This window comes from Curtobacterium sp. MCSS17_006, from assembly GCF_003234215.1.
Taxonomy (GTDB): Bacteria; Actinomycetota; Actinomycetes; order Actinomycetales; family Microbacteriaceae; genus Curtobacterium; species Curtobacterium flaccumfaciens.
Map to the genome: position 1 here is coordinate 58,285 of NZ_QKSO01000017.1, position 19,278 is coordinate 77,562.

16 protein-coding genes are annotated in these 19,278 nt (G+C 70.9%); 2 read left to right on the forward strand and 14 right to left on the reverse strand.

Annotated elements, in window-relative coordinates; genetic code table 11:
- Positions 1 to 124: 124 nt before the first annotated feature.
- The 13 genes from DEJ21_RS15325 to DEJ21_RS15385 form a co-directional block, all read right to left on the reverse strand.
- A complete protein-coding gene (locus DEJ21_RS15325) occupies positions 125 to 1,489 on the reverse strand; it encodes an FtsQ-type POTRA domain-containing protein (protein ID WP_111225165.1) in 1,365 nt (454 codons plus the stop codon).
- A complete protein-coding gene (murC, locus tag DEJ21_RS15330; RefSeq protein WP_111225166.1) occupies positions 1,486 to 2,907 on the reverse strand; it encodes a UDP-N-acetylmuramate--L-alanine ligase in 1,422 nt (473 codons plus the stop codon). The genes DEJ21_RS15325 and murC overlap by 4 nt, the downstream gene beginning before the upstream one ends.
- Complete coding sequence (gene murG / locus DEJ21_RS15335; protein WP_111225167.1) at positions 2,904 to 4,001, reverse strand: undecaprenyldiphospho-muramoylpentapeptide beta-N-acetylglucosaminyltransferase; 1,098 nt, start codon at positions 3,999 to 4,001, stop codon at positions 2,904 to 2,906. Before murG ends, murC begins: the two co-directional genes overlap by 4 nt.
- A complete protein-coding gene (gene ftsW, locus DEJ21_RS15340; protein ID WP_111023105.1) occupies positions 3,998 to 5,263 on the reverse strand; it encodes a putative lipid II flippase FtsW in 1,266 nt (421 codons plus the stop codon). The genes murG and ftsW overlap by 4 nt, the downstream gene beginning before the upstream one ends.
- Positions 5,226 to 6,761, reverse strand: a complete 1,536-nt coding sequence (gene murD, locus DEJ21_RS15345; protein ID WP_111225168.1) for a UDP-N-acetylmuramoyl-L-alanine--D-glutamate ligase — start codon at positions 6,759 to 6,761, stop codon at positions 5,226 to 5,228. The genes ftsW and murD overlap by 38 nt, the downstream gene beginning before the upstream one ends.
- Before the next feature lie 4 nt (positions 6,762 to 6,765).
- Positions 6,766 to 7,869, reverse strand: a complete 1,104-nt coding sequence (gene mraY, locus DEJ21_RS15350; protein ID WP_111225169.1) for a phospho-N-acetylmuramoyl-pentapeptide-transferase — start codon at positions 7,867 to 7,869, stop codon at positions 6,766 to 6,768.
- Entirely contained in the window at positions 7,866 to 9,341 is a 1,476-nt protein-coding gene (murF, locus tag DEJ21_RS15355) for a UDP-N-acetylmuramoyl-tripeptide--D-alanyl-D-alanine ligase (protein ID WP_111225170.1), read from the reverse strand. Before murF ends, mraY begins: the two co-directional genes overlap by 4 nt.
- On the reverse strand, positions 9,338 to 10,984 hold the full coding sequence (locus DEJ21_RS15360; RefSeq protein ID WP_111225171.1) for a Mur ligase family protein: 1,647 nt from the start codon (positions 10,982 to 10,984) through the stop codon (positions 9,338 to 9,340). Before DEJ21_RS15360 ends, murF begins: the two co-directional genes overlap by 4 nt.
- 14 nt (positions 10,985 to 10,998) lie before the next feature.
- Entirely contained in the window at positions 10,999 to 12,768 is a 1,770-nt protein-coding gene (locus DEJ21_RS15365; RefSeq protein ID WP_111225172.1) for a penicillin-binding protein 2, read from the reverse strand.
- A gap of 49 nt (positions 12,769 to 12,817) precedes the next feature.
- The gene (locus DEJ21_RS15370; RefSeq protein ID WP_111225173.1) at positions 12,818 to 13,522 is read right to left on the reverse strand and encodes a hypothetical protein; all 705 of its coding nucleotides are present in this window, start codon (positions 13,520 to 13,522) and stop codon (positions 12,818 to 12,820) included.
- Between the two features lies 1 nt (position 13,523).
- Positions 13,524 to 14,489, reverse strand: coding sequence for a 16S rRNA (cytosine(1402)-N(4))-methyltransferase RsmH (rsmH, locus tag DEJ21_RS15375; protein WP_071405412.1), 966 nt, complete (start codon positions 14,487 to 14,489; stop codon positions 13,524 to 13,526).
- Between the two features lie 106 nt (positions 14,490 to 14,595).
- The gene (gene mraZ, locus DEJ21_RS15380; RefSeq protein ID WP_017886616.1) at positions 14,596 to 15,027 is read right to left on the reverse strand and encodes a division/cell wall cluster transcriptional repressor MraZ; all 432 of its coding nucleotides are present in this window, start codon (positions 15,025 to 15,027) and stop codon (positions 14,596 to 14,598) included.
- Between the two features lie 694 nt (positions 15,028 to 15,721).
- Positions 15,722 to 16,117 (reverse strand): DUF3040 domain-containing protein, encoded by a 396-nt coding sequence (locus DEJ21_RS15385; RefSeq protein WP_110864614.1) that lies wholly within the window; start codon positions 16,115 to 16,117, stop codon positions 15,722 to 15,724.
- Between the two features lie 96 nt (positions 16,118 to 16,213).
- Between DEJ21_RS15385 and DEJ21_RS15390 the strand changes: the two genes are divergently transcribed.
- Positions 16,214 to 17,332: a polyprenyl synthetase family protein gene (locus DEJ21_RS15390; RefSeq protein ID WP_071405410.1), complete on the forward strand. Its 1,119-nt coding sequence runs from the start codon at positions 16,214 to 16,216 to the stop codon at positions 17,330 to 17,332.
- A gap of 70 nt (positions 17,333 to 17,402) precedes the next feature.
- Here the strand turns inward: DEJ21_RS15390 and DEJ21_RS15395 are convergent, their stop codons facing one another.
- Positions 17,403 to 17,759 carry an Rv2175c family DNA-binding protein gene (locus DEJ21_RS15395; protein ID WP_171907813.1) on the reverse strand — a complete coding sequence of 119 codons (357 nt, stop codon included), beginning with the start codon at positions 17,757 to 17,759 and terminating at the stop codon, positions 17,403 to 17,405.
- A gap of 172 nt (positions 17,760 to 17,931) precedes the next feature.
- Here DEJ21_RS15395 and DEJ21_RS15400 point away from each other — a divergent pair, with 172 nt between their 5' ends.
- On the forward strand, positions 17,932 to 19,203 hold the full coding sequence (locus DEJ21_RS15400; protein WP_258372482.1) for a LysM peptidoglycan-binding domain-containing protein: 1,272 nt from the start codon (positions 17,932 to 17,934) through the stop codon (positions 19,201 to 19,203).
- Positions 19,204 to 19,278 lie beyond the last annotated feature (75 nt).

Below are 19,278 nucleotides of genomic sequence, written 5' to 3' on the forward strand. Positions count from 1 at the left end.
CCCTCAACCTCTACTTGAAGTTCAGGGGCAATGCTGGTAGTTGTGGTGCTGGCTCCGACGCTACGGGTGCGTTCGGCGCAGTGTCGCCCCGCCACGCCGCGTGTCGCCGATCAGGTCCGGCAATTCAGTCCTTGGCGCGGATCACGCCGTTGTCCGGTGCCGAGACGTCGTACTCGACGACGACGCCGGGGTTCCGTGCCGCGTGGTCCTTGACCAGCGCGGCGAGCAGTTCGGCCTTCGCGACCGAGTCGTCCGGGCTCCCCCACACGACGGTCGAGCCGTCCTTGAGGGTCAGGGTGACGTCGTCGGCCGTCGACCCGGCGACGCGCGTCACCTGGGCCCGGACCGTCGAGGGCAGCGCCAGCACGACCTCGGTCATCGTGCGGAAGCTCGAGGACCCCAGGCGCGCGCGGGCGATGTCGGCGAGCGGCATCGTCGCCGGGCGCTTCGGCGACGACTGCACGACGATGCCCGCGGGGTCGACGAGGTCGAAGGTGCTGCCGGAGCGCACCGCGACCACCGGCGTGCGCTCGGTCACCGTGACGACGAGCGTGTGGGGCGGGGCCTCTTCGGTCACGTAGCTCTCGATGAGCGGGAACCCGGCGACGTCCCGCTTGATCGCGTCGAAGTCGAGCCGGGCCAGCGGCGTGCCGATCTGGTCGGACAGGGCCTGGCGGAGCGCGGACTCGTCGACGCGGTTCGTGCCCTTGACCTCGATCGTGCGGAGCGCCATCAGCGGGGAGAACACCGCGACGAGGATCGAGACCCCGAGCACCAGGACGACGCTCGCCGCCGTGATCCACGCGGCGCGACGGTGCCGGCTGCGCCGGGTGAACCGGCGGACCTCGGCACGCTCGAGCAGCCGGCGGCGCCGCTTCGCGATGCGCGCCTCGCGGGCGGTCTCGGCAGCGCGCACCCGCGCCCCGATGGGCGCCTCGGTGTGCTGGTCGGTCCGGGAGGCATTGCCCGCGTCGAGCACGTCGGTCACGGTCGCGTCGTGGTCGGCTCCACCGCTCGAGGCCGCTCGGCGTTCCGCGTCGCGACGGTCGGCCTCCGGGTCCCGGTGGTCCTCGTTCGGCGTGTACTCGCGCAGGCGGTCGGCCACGGTGGAGAGCCCGGCGCCGAACCGGCGTCCGGCGGCACCGGCGAACGCGCCGACGCGGTCGCGCGTCGAGTCGGCGGCATCCGTGGTCGGATCCGCGCCCGCGGACGGTCGTCGCGCCCCGACGCTCGGGGGCGCACCGACCGCTGGGGGGCGCGTGCCGGAGGAACCGGGTGCCGGAGTGCTGCCCGGGGTGGTGGGGGCCGGGGTCTCGACGGCCGCAGCCGACTCGTCGGACGCGGGACGGGCCTCCCGGTCGTCGACGACGCGTCCGCGGAACGGCAGCCGCGGCTTCGAGGGACCACGACGCTGCCGGGGCGCTTCCGCGGCCTCGGCCGGGGCGTCCCTGCGGGCGTCCCCCTCGTCGAACCCCTCGGGGCGCTTCACCGGGACGACGCTCCGTCGGTGCCCAGGGCGCCGAGCACCTGCGGGATGATCCGGTACACGTCGCCGCAGCTGAGCGTCATGATGATGTCACCGTCACGGGCGACCGCGGCCGCGCGGGCCGCCGCCTCGTCCCAGTCGGGCAGGAACTCGACGCGCGACTGGTCGGCGAAGCGCTCCTGCACCAGGGCACCGGTCACGCCGGGCTCCGGGTCCTCGCGGGCACCGTAGACGTCGAGCACGACCGTGTGGTCGGCGAGCTCCTCGTACACCTTGGCGAAGTCGCCGGCCATCAGGCGGGTGCGCGAGTACAGGTGCGGCTGGTGGATCGCGATGATGCGACCGTCGCCGACGACGTTGCGGGCGGCCTTGAGCGCCGCGGCGACCTCGGTCGGGTGGTGCGCGTAGTCGTCGTAGACCGAGACGCCGCGCTCGACACCGTGGAGCTCGAAGCGGCGCTGGGTGCCACCGAACGCCTCGAGCCCGCGGACCGCGTCGGCCGGGGCGACGCCGAGGCCGGTCAGGACCGCGAAGGCGCCGACGGCGTTGATCGCGTTGTGCCGGCCGGGCACGCGGAGGGTCAGGTGGTACGCCTCGCCACCGGCGCGGAAGTCGACCTCGACACCAGCCGACTCGGTGATGCCCTCGATGCGGACGTCCGCGTCGACGGCCTCGCCGAAGGTGACGATCTCCGGGGCGTCCGGGCGCTGGCGGATGCCGGCGGTGACCGTCTTCGCACCGGCGTCGTCGCTCGAGATGACGACGCGCTCGCTCGCCTTCGCGGCGAACTCGACGAAGGCCTCGGTGAAGGCCTCCTCGCTGCCGTAGTGGTCCAGGTGGTCGGCGTCGACGTTGGTGATCAGGGCCACGGCGACGTCGTAGAGCAGGAACGAGCCGTCGGACTCGTCGGCCTCGACCACGAACAGGTCGCTGGACCCCGGGGCCGAGCTGGTGCCGAGGGACTGGATGACGCCGCCGTTGACGAAGCTCGGGTCGAGGCCGAGATCGACCATCGCGGTGACGATCATGCCGGTCGAGGTGGTCTTGCCGTGCGCACCGGCGACCGCGACCAGGCGGTGCTCGGCGATCAGGGCGGCGAGGGCCTGCGAGCGGTGCAGCACCGGCAGACCGCGGCGCTGCGCCTCGAGGAGCTCCGGGTTGTCGGGCCAGAGGGCGCTCGTGACGACGATGGTGTCGGCCTCGCCGACGTTCGCCGCGTCGTGACCGATGTGCACGGTCGCGCCGAGATCGCGCATCGTGCCGGTCGTCTCCGTCTCGCGGGAGTCGCTGCCCGTCACGCGGTGCCCGGCGGCGAGGAACATCCGCGCGATCCCGCTCATGCCCGCTCCGCCGATGCCGACGAAGTGCACCGTGCCCAGGTCGTCCGGGATCGGCTGGGTCAGGTCCGGCTTGATGGTCATCGTTCCTCCGTGGTGCTGGGGGCCTGCTTCGCGGCGTCGAGGACCAGGTCGGTCATCCGGTCGGCGCCGTCGCGGTGGCCGACGCTGCCCGCCCGCACGGTCATGTCCGCGATGCGGGAGCGGTCCTGCAGGATGCTCAGCAGCTGGAACGTCACCCAGTCCTGGTCGAATTCCCCGTCGGCCACCAGGACGGCTCCCCCGGCGTCGACGACGTCCTTCGCGTTGTGGCGCTGCTCACCGTTGCCCACCGGGTACGGCACGAGCACGCTCGGCAGCCCGACGGCGGTCAGCTCGCACACCATGCCGGCACCGGAGCGCGACACGACGAAGTCGCTCGCCGCGTACGCCAGCTCCATCCGGTCGCAGTAGGGCAGCACGTGGTAGCCGTCGAGGTCGCTCGGGCCGATGTCCGACGCGGCACCCACGACGTGCAGGACCTGCCAGCCGGCTCCGACGATGGCGGCGGCGGACTTGTTGATCGTCCGGTTGATGCTCCGTGCGCCCGAGGAGCCACCGGTCACGAGCAGCACCGGTCGGTCCGGGTCGAGCCCGAACTCGGCGAGCCCCTCGGACCGGACGGCGCGGCGGTCGAGCGACTCGATCTCGCGACGGAGCGGCATGCCGACGACGCGGCCGTGGCGCAGGCGCGTGTTCGAGAAGGTCAGGCCGACGTGCTCGGTGAGGAATGCGGCAAGGCGGTTCGCCAGCCCGGGCTTGGCGTTCTGCTCGTGCACGACGATCGGGGTGCCGGTGCGGCGGGCGGCGATGTACGCCGGAGCGGCCGCGTAGCCACCGACACCGAGGACCACCTCGATCTCGTGGTCGCGGATGATCTGCTCGGTCCGCTTGACCGCCGCTGCGAACCGCTGCGGGAAGCGCAGGGCGGCACCGTTCAGCTTCCGCGGGAACGGCAGGCGCGGGATCGTCAGCAGCTCGTAGCCGCGCATCGGCACGAGACGGGACTCCAGGCCCTCGGCGGTGCCCAGCACGAGCACCTCAGCGCCGGGCTCCCGCTCGGTCAGCCGGTCGGCGACCGCGAGCAGGGGGTTGACGTGGCCGGCGGTGCCGCCGCCGGCGAAGAGGTACTTGCTCACCGCAGTGATCCGTTCGTGGAGGTCCGGCCGAGTGGGGCGTTCGTCAGGCCGGGGTCGTTCTTGCCGGGCAGGTCACGGGCGAAGGAGAGCACGACGCCGATCGCGACCAGGGTCATGATGAGGGCCGATCCACCGGCTGAGATGAGTGGCAGGGGCACACCGAGGACGGGCAGCAGGCCGAGCACGACGGCGATGTTGATGAGCGCCTGGCCGATGATCCACGCGAGGATGCCACCGGTGACCGTCTTCACGAAGGGGTCGCGGGACTGCCGGATGATCTTGATCATGCCGACGGCGAGCACCACGAACAGGCTGAGCACCACGACGGCGCCGATCAGGCCGAGCTCCTCGCCGATGATCGCGAAGATGTAGTCGTTGTCCGCCTCGGGCAGCCACGACCACTTCGCCTTCGAGTTGCCGAGGCCGACGCCGAACACGCCGCCGGACGCGAGCGCCCACATGCCGTGCACGGGCTGCCAGCAGATGTCCTGGTACTGGCTGGTGTCGGTGCATCCCGACAGCCAGGCGCTGATGCGGGTCGAGCGCGAGGCCGAGGCCATCGTCACGAAGGGCAGCATCACGGCGAACGCCACGAGGCCGACGAGCAGGTGCCGGGCGCGGACGCCGCCGATGTACAGCGCGCCGAACACCAGGATGAGCATGACCATCGCGGTGCCCTGGTCACCACCGAGGACGACGAGCCCGAGCGAGAGCATCGAGGCGATCCCGATCGGGATGAACACCTCTTTCCAGTCGTCGAGCTTGTCGCGCTTGACGTAGATGATGGCGCCGATGCCGAGCACCAGCCCGAGCTTCACGACCTCGGACGGCTGCGCGGTGAACGAGCCGAGCTCGATCCAGTTCCGGTTGCCCTGGATGTCGATGCCGAGCGGGGTGAACACGAGCAGCTGCAGGACGAGCGCCGCACCGAGCAGCCGCATCGCCCACTTCCGCCAGATCCGGGTCGGGACCCGGCTGGCGATGAGCATGAGCGGCACGCCGAGCACGGCGTACAGGCCCTGGCGGGACGCCGCCCCGAAGAAGTCGTGGGTCGCCGCGTACTCCTCGACGCTCGACGAGGACAGCACCATCACGACGCCGAAGACGACGAGGAACAGCGTGACGCCGAGGATCGTGTAGAAGGTGCTGGACTCCGCGACGAAGACGTTCTTGACGGCGACGATCGCGCCGTTCGTCCGTCGTGGGGTCGTCGCGGTCCGGCCGTTACGGCTGTTCGGAAGATCCGTCGGTGTCGTCGCCATCGACTTCTCCTCCCAGGTGCTCGTTGACCGCGGCCGCGAAACGCTGCCCCCGGTCGGCGTAGGAGCCGAACTGGTCGAACGACGCCGCCGCCGGGGCGAGGAGGACGGTGTCGCCCGGCCTCGCGACCGATGCGGCATGCCGGACCGCCTCGCGCATGACCTGATCAGTGTCCGTCGTCTCCACCTGGAGCACCGGGACCGTGGACGCGTGTCGCGCGAATGCCTCGAGGACCGGGGTCCGGTCGGTGCCGATGACCACGACGGCGCGGACGCCGGGGCCGAAGCGCTCGACCAGCCCGTCGACGTCGACGCCCTTGAACAGACCGCCGACGATCCACACGACGGTGTCGAACGACGCGAGCGACGCGGTGGCGGCGTGCGGGTTCGTGGCCTTGGAGTCGTCGACCCAGGTGATGCCGTCCGCCCGGGCGACGAGCTCGGTGCGGTGGTGGTCGGCGCGGAACGCCCGGACGGCCGACTGGATGGCGCTCGGCTGGACGGTGCCGGCACGGGCCAGGGCAGCGGCGGCAAGGACGTTCATGGTCATGTGCGGGCTGGCCAGCCCGGCGGCCTCGAGGTCGGCGATGGTCGACAGCTCGAGCGCGCTGTTGCGGCGGTCCTCGTTGAAGGCCCGGTCGCACAGGACGTCCTCGACGATGCCGACGTCACCGGGAGCGGGGACGCCGGGGGTGAAGCCGACCGCACGGCAGCCCTCGACCACGTCGGCCTCCTGCACCATCTGCCGGGTGGCCTCGTCCGAGGTGTTGTAGACGCACGCCATCACGGTGCGCTCGTAGACCTTGGCCTTCGCCGCGCGGTACGCCTCGGCGGAGCCGTGCCACTCCAGGTGGTCGTCGGCGATGTTCAGGCAGGCGCTCGCGAGCGGCACCACGGCGCCGTCACCGGACGTCGCCGCGTAGTGCAGCTGGTGGCTCGAGAGCTCGACGACGAGCACGTCGTAGCCGACCGGGTCGCGGACGACGTCGAGCACCGGCACGCCGATGTTCCCGCACGCGACGGCACGCAGGCCGCCGGCCTCGTACATCGCGGTGGTGAGCTGTGTCGTCGTCGTCTTGCCGTTCGTGCCCGTGATCGTGATCCAGGGGGCCGCGACCGGGCCGCGGACGACCTTGTCGCGCACGCGCCAGGCGAGCTCGATGTCGCCCCAGACGGTGCTGTTCGTCACCGACCACTGCACGGTGGCGTTGTGCGGGGGCAGCCCCGGCGACACGATGACGACGTCGGGTGCCTGCTGCACGAGGGCGTCCGGCACGGTGTCGAGCGGCGTCTGCAGGAACCGGGCACCGATCACGTCGAGCAGCTCGACGCTGTCGGCGGGGGCGTCGGACGAGTAGACCGTCACCTCGCCGCCGAGCTCCACGAGCGTGTCGGCGACCGAGAACCCGGTGGCACCGAGGCCGAGGACGGCGACGTTGAGCCCCTTCCACCCCTCGGAGTACCAGCTGTCGAGGGACTGGAGGCGGGACGGCGAGGACACCGGGTCAACCAACGCGTGCGATCCATTCGAGGTAGAAGAGTCCGACCCCCGCCGCGACGAAGAGCCCGGCGATGATCCAGAAGCGGACGACGACGGTCACCTCGGCCCACCCCTTCAGTTCGAAGTGGTGGTGCAGCGGACTCATCAGGAAGATGCGCTTGCCGTGGGTGATCTTGAAGTAGGCCCGCTGCAGGATGACGGAGCCGGTGACGATGAAGAACAGGCCACCGATGAGGATGAGCAGCAGCTCGGTGCGGCTGAGGATCGCGAGGCCGGCCAGGGCACCGCCGAGGCCGAGCGACCCGGTGTCACCGAGGAAGATCTGCGCCGGCGAGGTGTTGTACCAGAGGAACCCGATGAGCCCACCGCAGACCGCGGCCGCGACCACGGCGAGGTCGAGCGGGTTCGAGACGGTGTAGCAGGCGTGGGCGGTGTTCGAGTCGAGCCGTGCCCCGCCGCAGATCTGGTTCGACTGCCAGAAGCCGATGATGACGTACGAGCCGATCGCCAGGATGCTCGACCCGGTGGCCAGGCCGTCGAGCCCGTCGGCCACGTTCACGCCGTTCGACGTGGACACCGTCAGCAGGACGATCCAGGCCAGGAACAGCACGGTGCCGATGACGGTGCCGAGCGCCATGAAGTCGAGCCACGGCACGTCGCGGATCGCCGAGATCATCGTGGACGCCGGCGGCTTGCCGTTCGACGTCGGCACGACCAGGGCGATCGTGGCGAAGATGACGCCGACGATGACCTGGCCGAGGATCTTGGCCCAGCCGCCGAGCCCGAGGCTCCGCTGACGGCGCACCTTGAGGAAGTCGTCGATGAAGCCGACGAACCCGAGCCCGACCATCAGGAACAGCACGAGCAGGCCGGACAGCGTGATCGAGTCACGCCCGACCAGGTGGCCGACGAAGTACCCGATCACCGCACCGATGATCAGGACGATGCCGCCCATGGTGGCGGTCCCGCGCTTGGTGTGGTGGGACTGCGGACCGTCGTCACGGATGAACTGACCCCACCCGAGACGGTGGAAGAGCTTGATGAAGGACGGGGTGAGCAGCAACGTGAACACCAGCGACGTGGCGCCGGCGATGAGGAGCGCGATCATTCGGTGACACCTCCGAGGCGGTCGCCGAGGAATCGCAGTTCGGCAGACTTCGAGGACTTGACGAGGACGACGTCGCCGGGGCGGAGCATCTCCTGCATGGCACGGACGGCGTCGTCGACGTCCTCGATGTACACGGACTCGCCGTCCCACGATCCCTCGAGGGTGGCGGCCTGGTGGATGGGCATCGCGCCGCTGCCGACGACCACGAGCTGTCCGATGCCGAGGCGGACGACGAGCCGACCGATGCGGTCGTGCTCCTCGACGGAGTACTCACCGAGCTCGGCCATCTCACCGAGCACGGCGACGGTCCGCTCCCCCGGGCGCACGATCTGCGCCAGGGTCCGCAGCGCAGCCGCGGTGGAGTCGGGCGACGCGTTGTACGCGTCGTTGATGACGGTGACGCCCTCGGGGCCGCCCTGGAGCAGCTCCATGCGCCAGCGCTCGGCGCGCGTCATCGACGCGAGCGCCGCGGCGCCGTCGGCGAGCGGGACGCCCCACAGGTGGGCCACGGTGAGCGCGGCGGACGCGTTCATGGCGTGGTGCTCACCCAGGATCGCGAGGCGCACGTCGACGTGATCCGGGCCTCCAGGCTGTCCTGGAGGCGCGGTGAGGGTGAAGCGGGTGCCGCTGCGGTCCGTCTCGATGCCGGTGATGCGGTAGTCGGCCTCGGCAGACGTGCCGAAGCCCACCACGCGCGCGGCCGTCAGGTCGCGCATCGACGCGACGCGGTCGTCGTCGACGTTGAGCAGGGCCGTGGCGGTCGCGGGCAGGTCGGTGACCATCTCGGACTTCGCGCGCTGCGTCGCCTCGATGCCGCCGAACTCGCCGGCGTGCGCGAGGCCCACCTTGAGGACGACGCCGAGGTCGGGCTCGGCGATCGAGACGAGCTTGGCGATGTGGCCGACGCCGCTCGCACCCATCTCGACCACCAGGTACCGGGTGTCGTAGGTGACGCGGAGCATCGAGATCGGTGCGCCGACGTGGTTGTTGAACGAGCCCTCGGGCGCGACGGTCGCGCCGTGCTGCTCGAGGATCGTGCGGAGCATGTTCTTCGTGCTCGTCTTGCCGTTCGAGCCGGTGATGCCGACGACCCGCAGGGGCGCCGGGCGACCGTCGGCGTCGACGCGGTCCGCGGTGCTCATCCGGACGCGCGTGACGACCTCGTGTGCGAGCGCGGCGAGGGCCTCGTACCCGTCGGTGACGACGATCTGCGGCGCGGTGGTGTCCACACGCTCGGGCGTGATCACCAGGGCTGCACCGGCGTCGACCGCTGCGGGCACGAAGCGTCGACCGTCGGTGACCTCACCGGGCAGGGCGAAGAAGACGCTGCCGGGGCGGACCAGGCGGGAGTCGGTCTCGACCGAGCCCTCGACGACCAGGTCGCCGGGCTCGGCGACGTCGGTCGCCTGCGCGCCGCCGATCAGCTCGCCGCCGACCGCGGTGGCGATCTCGGCGAGGGTCATGGCGATCATCGGACGTCCTCCGCCGGACCGGAGTTCGGCTCCCAGCCGGCCTCGCGCAGGGCCGCACGGGCCTCGTCGCGGGCGGAGTACGGCGTGCGGACGCCCTGGATGTCGCGGTAGTCCTGGTGACCCGGGCCGGCCCAGAGGATCGAGTCCCCCTCGCCGACCAGGCCAACGGCCGTGCGGATCGCGGCCTCGGGCGGGCTGACCTCGTGGATCTCGTGGTCGGGGTACGCCGCACGTGCGGCGTCGACCAGGGTCTTCCGGATCGACGCGGCGTCCTCGAAGCGGGGGTGGTGGTCGGTGACGACGAGGATGTCGCTGCCGGCCGCGGCCACGCGGGCCATGTCGCCGCGCTTCGTGGTGTCGCGGTCGCCGTCGGCGCCGAACAGCATGAGGACCTTGCCGGAGGTGAACTGCCGGACCGCGGCGAGGGTGTTCTCGAAGGCGTCGGCGCTGTGGCCGAAGTCGACGTAGACGCTCGGGCCGTGCTCGCCGGAGACACGCTCGGTGCGGCCGGGCAGGTAGCACTCGATGGCGGAGACGCGGTCGGTCTCGCCGTCACGTTCGCTCGCGTCGTCCTCGTCGGGGTAGCGGCGGTGGTTGCTCTCCAGCGCGTGCGCGATGGCACCCAGCTCGAACCCGCCCTCGACGAGCATGACGATCGCGAGTGCCGCGTTCGCCGCCATGTGCCATCCGATCAGCGGCACACGGGTGGTCAGTTCGCGGCCCTCGGGGCCGGTCAGACGGAACTCGGTGTAGGCGGCGTGTGCCTCGACGATGTCGACGTGCCACTCGGCCTCGACGTCGGGGTGCACGGTGATCGTGGTGACCGGGATGCGGGAGTCCTGCACCACGCGGTGGCCCCAGTCGGTGTCCAGCGAGACGACGCCGCGACGGGCGTGCTCGGGCTGGAACAGCGGGAGCTTCGCCTGGTAGTACTCCTCCATGTCGGCGTAGTCGTCGAGGTGGTCGTGCGACAGGTTCGTGAAGGCCGCGACGTCGAAGACGATGCCGTCGACGCGGTGCCGGCTGAGGGCCTGGGCACTGACCTCGACGGCGACCGCACGGACCTCGCTCTCGCGCATGCGGGCGAGGAGCGCGTGCATCTCGCTGGCCTCGGGCGTGGTCAGGCGGCTCGTCACGCTGAGTGAACCGATGTGGCGCTCGGCGGTCGAGCTCAGGCCGGTGACCAGGCCGAGCTGCTTGAGGATTCCCTCGAGGATGTAGGACGTGCTCGTCTTGCCGTTCGTACCGGTGACGGCGAACAGCTGCGGCAGGTCGGTGGCCTCGTCGGGGTGCGTGCGGTAGACCCACGCCGCGACGTCGCCGAGGGCGGCGCGGGGGTCGTCGACGACGAGCACCGGCAGCCCGGACGGCTCGACCAGTGCGACGCCGTCCTGGTCGGTCAGGACGGCGACGGCGCCGCGCTCGGCGGCCTCCGTCGCGAACTGTGCGCCGTGCCGGTTCGCACCGTGCACGCCGACGAACAGGTCACCCGGCTGCACCTCGGTGGCGCTCAGGGTGACACCGGTGGTCTCGATGCTGTCGACCGAGCCGACGACTCGCAGACCGAACGCGTTGGCGAGTTCGGAGACGGCCCTCGGGGTCGGGTGTTCGGGTCGGAGGACCGGGGGGATCCGTGCGGACAAGTGTTCCTTCTTCCTCACCACGTGGACGGGTAGAGCTTCGCCTCGGACGCGGAGGGGGCTACTCGGTACTTCTCGAGCACCTGGGACATGAGTGTGCGGAACGCCGGAGCCGCTCCGCTGGACCACTTGTTGGTCTGCGGCTTCGTGAACGTCACCGTGACAACATACTGGGGGTCTTCGGCGGGTGCCATTCCGGCCACCGACGTGATGCGCTGACCGCCGTAGCCCTGCGACCCCTCGGCCACCTCGGCGGTCCCCGTCTTCGCGGCGATGTTGTAGCCGGAGATCGGCTTCATGCCCACCAGCGTGCCACCCGTGACGACGCTCTGCAGCATGCCGGTGACCTGCGTGGCGGCGGCTGCGGAGACGACCCGCTGCTTCTGCACGTCGGGCGCGTCGATCGTCTTGCCGTCGGCCGTGGTGCAGCCCTTGACGAAGTGCAGCGGGATCCGGACACCGTCGTTCGCGATCGTCTGGAACACGCTCGCGACCTGCACGGCCGTCGTCGAGATGCCCTGACCGAACATCGAGTTGATGTTCGTCTGCTGGTCCCAGTTCGGGCTCGTGCCGTAGTCCATCGAGGGCTGGCCCGGGTAGTCGATGGCCGTCTCCGGCTCGAACAGCCCGAACTTCTTCATGTAGTCGAAGCGCTGCTGGGCGGTCAGCCGTGCGCCGAGCTCGGTGATGCCGACGTTCGACGAGTTCTGCAGGATGCCGGTCAGCGTGAGGTTCTCGGTGGGGTGGAACTCCGAGTCGTGGATCGTGCCACCCCAGGGGAACGTGCGCGAGTACGGCACGACGGCCTGGTCGGTGGGGTTCGACTTGCCCTGGTCGAGCAGCGCGGCGGCGATGGCGGCCTTGATCGTGGAGCCCGGCTCGTACGACGCCGTCAGGGCACGGGAACCGAAGGCACCCTTGTCGGTCGTGGCGTCGACGTCGTTCGGGTCCACCGTCGGGTAGTCGGCGACCGCGAGCAGCTCACCCGTCTTGACGCTCGTGACCGTCGCCGTCGCGGACTCCGCCTGCAGGGTCTTGGCGGCGGACGCGATGGTCTGCTGCGCCATGTACTGCAGGTCGCTGTCGATCGTGGTCTCGAGCGTGCCGCCGTCCTTGGCCTTCTTCGTGGTCACGGTGCTGCCCGGGAGCTGCACACCGTCCTCGCCGCGCTCGTACGTCTCGGACCCGTTGGTGCCCGCCAGGCACTGGTTGTAGGAGTACTCCAGGCCGGCCTGGGCACCGTCGGTGCCCATGAAGCCGGTGAGGTTGCCCGTGGTCGCACCCGTCGGGTACACCCGCGCCGCCTGTGGCTCCGGGTACAGCCAGGGGATGCCGAGTGCCCGCACGGCCTCGTAGTGCTGCACGTCGAGGCCCTTGACCAGGTAGGCGAAGTCCGACTTCGGGTTCGCGGCGATGTTCTTCCGCATGGTCGCGACGTCGCCGCCGGAGGCCTTCGCCAACGCGCTGAGGGCGGCGCCGACGCTGACGTCCTTGATGCGGGTGCCACCGAGCTTGCCCTTGAACTGCTTGACCAGACGCGGCGAGGTCGTGATGTTGTACCGGGTGACGCTGTCGGCGAGTTCGGTGCCGTTGCGGTCCACGATCGACCCCCGGGTGCCGTAGATCGTCACGGGGATGCTGCGCTTCTGGGCCGACGCCTTGTTCAGCTCGGACGCCTGGACGACCTGGATGTCGACGAGCCGCACCACGAACACCCCGACGAGGGCGATCACGGCGAGCATCACGATGCTGTAGCGCAGGCGTCGGTTGCGGATCGTCTTCGTCACGCGGTGCGGTCCTTCCCGGGCGGTGCTGAGGGTGCGGCGGACCCGCCGGTCACCGGGTGGAGGGCGCCTGGAGCGGGTTCGCGTCGGACTCTACGGACGACTTCGCCGTCCCCTGGTCCGACGCGCTGGCGCCGCTCGTCTTCTCAGACGTGGCGGTGCTGTCGGTGGTTCCCGTGGCGCCCGACGAGTCCTTCGTGCTCGACGTGCCCGACGTGTCCGTCGTGCTCGTCGTGCCCGTCTCCTTGCTGGTGGAGGTGTCCCCCGGCTTCGTGGCCAGCGGGACGTCGTTCAGCAGCGAGTTCGGCACCTGGTTCTCGGTGGACGCCGTGGCCTCGTCGGGCTTCGCCGGCGTCGGCGTGCCGTACACCCGACCGGTCTTCGGGTCGAGGTACACGGGCGTCGAGTTGGCGATCATGCCGAGCGACTGCGCGTTGCGGGCCAGGTTCTGCGGCGAGTCGAGGACCCGGAGCTGCTCGGACAGCGACTGCTGCGTGCGGGACAGGTTCGTCTGCTCGGCCGACAGCGAGTTGAGCGTGTAGGCGCCCTGGCTGAGCACCATGCTGATGCCGAGCTGGGCCAGCAGCAGGATCCCGAGCGCGGCGACGGCCACCACGGCGTACCCGATGCGGGGGCGTGCCCGGCGCTGGGCCGCGGTCGGGGTGACCTCGACCAGCTCGGGGCGGTGCTGACGGTCGGGGCGCGGGGCCCGCGACGGGACGACCGCAGGGTCGACGAGTGCGAGGTTCGTGCTCATGTCAGTTCCGGATCCGCTCGGCCGCGCGCAGGCGCACGGGGGTTGCTCGGGGGTTGGCGGCGCGTTCGGCTTCGTCGGCCAGCTCGGCGCCCTTGACGATCAGGGAGAAGGTCGGGGCGTGCTCGGGCAGCTCCACCGGCAGGCCGGCGGGGGCGCTCGACTTCGTGCGCTCCACCAGGGCCCGCTTGACGATGCGGTCCTCGAGGGACTGGTACGACTCGACGACGATCCGGCCGCCGACCGCGATGGCGTCGAGCGCCGCCGGGATCGCCCGCTCGAGCACGCTGAGTTCGGCGTTGACCTCGATGCGGAGCGCCTGGAAGACCCGCTTGGCCGGGTGCCCCTGGCGCTGGATGGCGACCGGGGTCGCGTCGTGCAGCACCTGGACCAGGTCGCCGGACATCTCGAACGGCTTCGTCGCCCGCCGTTCGACGATCGCTCGGGCGTAGCGGCCGGCGAGCTTCTCCTCGCCGTAGCGCTGGAAGATGCGGCGGAGTTCGCCCTCGTCGTAGGTGGCCAGGACGTCGGCGGCGGTCTGCCCCTCGGTCCGGTCCATGCGCATGTCGAGCGGTGCGTCCTGGCTGTACGCGAACCCGCGCTCGGCCCGGTCGAGCTGCAGCGAGCTCACGCCGAGGTCGAACAGCACACCGTCGACCTTCGTGAAGCCCTCGCCCTCGATCGCGTCGACGATGCCGTCGTACACCGTGTGCACGAGGCGGACGCGGTCGCCGAAGCGGGCCAGGCGCTCCCCCGCGATGCCGAGTGCGTCGGTGTCGCGGTCGAGTCCGATGAGCGTCAGCTCCGGGAACCGCTCGAGCAGGCCCTCGGAGTGGCCGCCCATGCCGAGCGTGGCGTCGACGACGACCTTGCCCGGTCCCTCGAGCGTCGGCGTGAAGAGGTCGACGATGCGCTGGAGCATCACCGGCGTGTGCGGGAAGCGTGGCGTCTCGTTGTCGTTGTCGGCCATGTGCAGCCCCTCGTCTCCTGGGCCGTGGGTCCGGATCCCCATCCATGCGACCTGACACCGGGGAAGTGGCGTCAGGGCTTCACGGCTGGGAGTCCCGATCCGCGGATCAGAAGATCCCCGGGATCACCTCCTCGTCGTTGTCGGCGAATGCCTCTTCGGCTTCGGCGTAGTAGGCCTCCCACGCGGGGGTGGACCAGATCTCGGCACGGTCACCGCTGCCGATGACCGTGAGGTCCCGCTCGAGCCCCGCGTACTCGCGGAGGTTCTGCGGGATCGTCACGCGGTTCTGCTTGTCGGGCTGTTCGGCGCTGGCCCCCGAGAGGAACAGACGCATGTAGTCCCTGGTGCGCTTCGACGTCATCGGGGCGGTCCGGATGCGCTCGTGGAGTTCCTCGAACGTCCGGGCGCTGAAGACCACGACGCAGCGTTCCTGGCCGCGGGTCATCACGAGCCCGCCGGACAGTTCGTCCCGGAACTTGGCGGGGAGGATCACGCGACCCTTCTCGTCGAGCTTCGGGGCATGAGTACCGAGCAGCACGTCGGGCCTCCCCTCCGCTCCACCGGACCGTTGCGAGCCCCACTTTACTCCACTCCCCTCCCCTCGACCAGGAATCCGCTCCCTTTTCCGCCCGCGACACCCCTACTGGGGGCATCGGAGCCGGAATGCACCCAGCCGGGATGACCGCGGATGCCCGGATCTATGCGGTTCGCGAGCGCCGGAGCAGGCGTGGAGGAAAGTGGAGGACTTTCGCAGCCGGTGGAGCGCCTCGGGGCGCGCCGCGGGCACTCGACGCCGAGCGGGCACGAACTGTCGCTCGCGCGGGCCCCAGCCGACAGTTCCTGCGCCCTCGGCATCCGCCGCGCGGCATGTCGTGACCACTCGCACACACACCGGCGGCGCTCCGCCCGGCCACCCCGGCCTGGAGGCCCGTCCCACCATCGCCGCGGAGCGCACGCGGGCGCACGGTCGGCTCCACCACGCCCGGCCGCCGGTCAGCGCACGGTCACGACGTCCCGCCACCGCGACGCCGAGTGGTCACGAACCGTCGCTCGCGCGGGCCCCAGCCGACAGTTCGTGCGACCTCGGCGGCCAGCACGCGGCATGTCGTGACCACTCGCGCCGGCACGACCCCGGCCCGCCCGACCCACAGCCCCCGGAAACACGAAACGGGGCCGACCCGAAGGCCGACCCCGTGGAGGAGTGTGGAGGGAGTCCTGCTGACCCCCGTCAGCTACTGACTCTGGTCGTTGCGCTTGTCCCAGCGCTCGTTCATCCGGTCCATGAAGGACCCGCCGCCACCGGCGGACGGACGCGCCGACCCACCGGACGCGGGCTTGCCCGGCCGAGCGGGCTTCGCCTTCGGGGCACGCATGCCCGGGCGCAGTGCGAACAGGACACCGGCGAGCATCACGACGAAGCCGAGGATGCCGAGCAGCGGCGCCTTGATCACCAGGCCGACGATGACGATGGCGACCCCGGCGAGTGCGCCGAGGACCCCGAGCGTGATGGCTGTGTACGTCGGACGACCCTGTCGACGTGTGACACGCGCCACGAAATCGGAATCGTTCTGGTAGAGGCTGCGCTCCATCTCTTCGAGAAGGCGCTGCTCCTGTTCCGAGAGCGGCATCTTGGTTCCCTCTGTTCCTGGGATCGACGCGGGGTTGAAAAACGCGGGTTGAGTGGACCGATTCTATGCCTCGACCACTCCACTAGGGTAGGGATCGTGGCTGAGAGTACGCGATTAGTGGACCTCGTATCGGCGCGTATCGACCGGGCACTCGACGAGCAGCGTGAACGGCTCCTCGCGATCAGCCCCGACCTCGCGCCGTTCGACCGGTACGCCCGAGACCTGTTGTCCGGCGGCAAGCGCTTCCGGGCGCTGTTCTGCTACTGGGGATGGCAGTCGGTGGCGGGCCGTTCGGGCTCGTTCGACCCGCTGGCCGAGGGGTCCCGACAGACCACCGCCGAGGCCGTCGTCACGGTCGCCGCAGCACTCGAGGTCTTCCACGCCGCGGCCCTGGTGCACGACGACATCATGGACCGCTCGGACACCCGTCGTGGGCGTCCCGCCGCGCACCGCCGCTTCGAGTCCCTGCACGAGGAGTCCGGCTTCGTCGGCGACCGCGGGCAGTACGGCACGAACTCCGCGCTGCTCCTCGGCGACCTGCTGCTCTCGCTGAGCGACTCGGTCTTCGACGAGGGCCTCGCGCTCCTCGACCCGGTGCGGGCCCGCATCGTCCGCCAGGAGTTCCACGCGATGCGCCTCGACGTCACGGCGGGGCAGTACCTCGACGTGCACGAGGAGACCGCCTGGCCCGTCATCGACGAGTCCGAGCACCTGCTCCGCGCCCAGCGCGTCATCGTCTTCAAGTCGGCGAAGTACTCGATCGAGGCCCCGCTGGTCATCGGTGCCCTGGTCGCCGGCGCGAGCGACTCCCAGCTCGAGGGCCTCCGTGCCTTCGGTCTCCCCCTCGGCGTGGCGTACCAGCTCCGCGACGACATGCTCGGCGTCTTCGGTGACCCCGAGGTCACCGGCAAGCCGGCCGGCGACGACCTGCGCGAGGGCAAGCGCACCGTCCTCATCGCCTCGGCGCGCAAGACGCTGGCGAGCGGCCCGCGGCAGCTCCTGGACGAGCTCCTCGGCGACCCCGACCTCGACGAGGAGCAGGTGCAGATGCTCCGCGCGACCCTCACCGAGTCCGGTGCCGTCGCCGCCGTGGAGCGGTCGATCGAGCGGCACGTCCAGCGCGCCAAGGCGGCGCTGGACGCCTCGCCGCTGACGCCGTCGGCACGCGAGCAGCTCGCGTCGCTGGCCGACACGGTCAGCCGCCGGTCGTCCTAGACGCGACCCCGGTACAGACGGGAGGCCCGTGGCGACACCGCCACGGGCCTCCCGTCTGTCCGGAACGCGTCTAGAGCAGCGACTGGGCGATGCGACGCACCTCGGCCTTGCGACCGGCGCGCAGCGCCGCGATCGGCGTGGTGCCCATCGCGTCGTCGACGGTGAGCATCCAGCGCACGGCCTCGTCGTCGGTGAAGCCGTTGTCGCCGAGCACGATCAGCGTCCCGCGGAGTTCGGGCATGGGCTCGCCGTCCTCGAGGAACTCGACGGGCACGCGCAGCACACCGCCGACGCGGGCTGCGAGCAGGGTCTTCTGCTCGAAGAGTCGGTGGATCCGTCCGGGACTGGTGCTGAACATGTCCACCAGCTCGGGGACGGTCAGCCAGCGTTCGGAGAGGGACAGGTCGTCGACGGGTGCGGCACTCACACGCCCATGGTGCCAGAGTGACCGCCGGAGTGAATCCGCCTCGTTCGTCACATTCGTCACATCCACCCCATCTGACTCTCTGGTTGACTTGGGAATCAGGCCATGCCAGCGTTGTGGCACCTGTGAGTGCGCGCATGCGTGCGCACGGCTCAGTCGAGATCAGGAGAAACCCGTGGACCACGCTGCAGACGAAGTCGCCCGGCGCGCACGATCCGCCCGGTTCGCCACCATGCCCATCGTCCTCGCGGGCACCATCGCCGTGACCGCAGGCCTCACCGGCCCGGTCGCGCACGCCGAGCCCCGGCACGACGACGCCGACGCGAACCACAAGCGCCACGTCGACCAGGACCGCGCCGTGACCGACCGCCCGGTGTTCGGCACCGCCGTCGCCCGGCCGTCGCAGACCGTCGTACGGACCGTCGCCGCGACCACGAAGGCCCCCACCACATACACCGTCCACCACGGCGACACGGTCTCGGGCATCGCCGCCCGCTTCGGCCTGTCGGCGCAGGAGATCCTCGTGCGCAACGGCCTCGGCTGGAACACGATCATCCACCCCGGGCAGACCCTCCACCTGGCATCGACGCCCGCCGTCACCACCGCGGCGGTGCGGACCTCCGGGTCGACCGGCGGCTCCGGCTCGGACACCTCGAGCTACCACGTGAAGCACGGCGACACGGTCTCCGGCATCGCGTCCCGCGTCGGCGTGTCGACCACGGCGCTCCTCAGCGCGAACCAGCTGTCGCAGCGCAGCGTCATCTACCCCGGGCAGACGCTGCGGGTGCCGCACGGCTCGTCGTCGACGCCGTCGGTCTCCACCGCCTCGGCCCCGTCGACCAAGTCGAGCGTGAAGATCAGCGCCGGCGACACCGTGGCCTCGATCGCCGCCGCGCACCACGTCTCGGTCAAGTCGCTCCTGTCGGCGAACGGCCTGTCGTACACGAGCACGATCTACGCCGGCAAGACGCTCGTCATCCCGTCGTCGAACGCCACCGCCGCGCCCGCGGTCGCCGCGAGTGCTGCGGTCAGCGGTGCCGTCGGCCTGAGCGCCGAGCAGCGCCAGAACGCCGCGACCATCGTCGCCGTGGGTCGATCGCTCGGCGTCCCGGACCGCGGCATCGTCGTGGCCCTCGCCGCCGCGATGCAGGAGTCGAGCCTCCGGAACCTGCCGCACGGCGACCGCGACTCGGTCGGCCTGTTCCAGCAGCGTCCGAGCCAGGGCTGGGGCAGCGCGGCGAAGCTGCAGGACCCGGCGCACGCCACCGCGCTGTTCTTCGGCGGGCGGAACAACCCGAACGCCGGCAAGACCCGCGGGCTGCTCGACGTGCCCGGCTGGTCCTCGATGAGCATCACCGACGCGGCCCAGGCCGTGCAGCTCTCCGCCTACCCGAAGGCCTACGCCACCTGGGCGAGCGCTGCCGAGGGCTGGCTGGCGACCCTCTGAGCCTCATCCGGAAGATCGAGATTGGGTCACGGCCGGTGCGCCGGTGCGTCCGAGTGCGGTCTCGATTCGTAGAAT